This is a genomic window from Roseivirga sp. (genome assembly GCF_049099775.1).
Classification (GTDB): domain Bacteria; phylum Bacteroidota; class Bacteroidia; order Cytophagales; family Cyclobacteriaceae; genus Roseivirga.
The window spans coordinates 1-789 of sequence record NZ_JAGDZM010000032.1; the positions used below are offsets into that span (position 1 = coordinate 1).

Annotated in this window: 2 protein-coding genes; both read left to right on the forward strand. The window is 38.4% G+C overall.

What is annotated here, in order from left to right:
- The coding region (locus tag JXQ92_RS19260; protein ID WP_421988282.1) for a T9SS type A sorting domain-containing protein at nt 1–548 on the forward strand (548 nt) is incomplete at its 5' end.
- Between the two features lie 11 nt (nt 549–559).
- The gene (locus JXQ92_RS19265) at nt 560–712 is read left to right on the forward strand and encodes a hypothetical protein (protein ID WP_421988283.1); all 153 of its coding nucleotides are present in this window, start codon (nt 560–562) and stop codon (nt 710–712) included.
- Nucleotides 713–789 lie beyond the last annotated feature (77 nt).

Consider the following 789-nt stretch of genomic DNA (forward strand, 5'->3'; position numbering starts at 1 on the left):
TTGATATTTCAGCACTAGGTCTAAGTCAAGAAAGAACCATTACAATCACAAATGATGGTGAAATTCCAGTAGAAGTAAGGACTATTTCTACCCCAGTAGGCTTCGAAGCTATACCAGGTGCTCTGATACTATCAGTAGGAACTAGCGCAGATGTTACCATCTCCTTTGTACCAACAGAAGCAAGAGCATATAGCGGTAATATAGTCTTTGAGTATTCATTTGATGATCAGAAAGTCAATCTTACCCATGCAGTAACAGGTGAAGGAGCAGTAATTACTTCAGTAGATAATGGAAGCATAAATGCCGCCAATATTTCGATTTATCCTAACCCGGCAGACCGTCTATTGACGATAGATTTATCTGAAATAAACGCCGGTAAGTTGGACATAGAGATAATCAACACAACTGGAGTGAAACTATTTGGAATAGATGGCTTTACCGAAAAGGAACTAAGACTAGACGTGTCGAGCTATGAAGCAGGTATCTACATTGTTCAGTTTAATAATGGCACCTCAATAGTTAGGAAGAAAGTAATGATCAAACGATAGAAAGAAGTTTTATGAAAATTCAAAAATATATATCCATACTCGCCATCCTATCACTTGTGGCAATGTCATCATGTAAAGACGATGACAACCCATCATTACGGCAGCTCGCATTTGAATTGTTAAGTGGAGATTGGACAATTGGCACTCAAGGAAGTATTCTTTGAGACAATTAAGACATATCGCTTAACTACCCGGGCTTTACACTTTCATTTGCAGATGGTACCTATCAAACCACAAATGG

Coding starts and splice junctions, on each gene's coding strand:
- JXQ92_RS19265 (WP_421988283.1), top strand. CDS start 560: ATGAAAATTCAAAAATATATATCCATACTCGCCATCCTATCACTTGTG.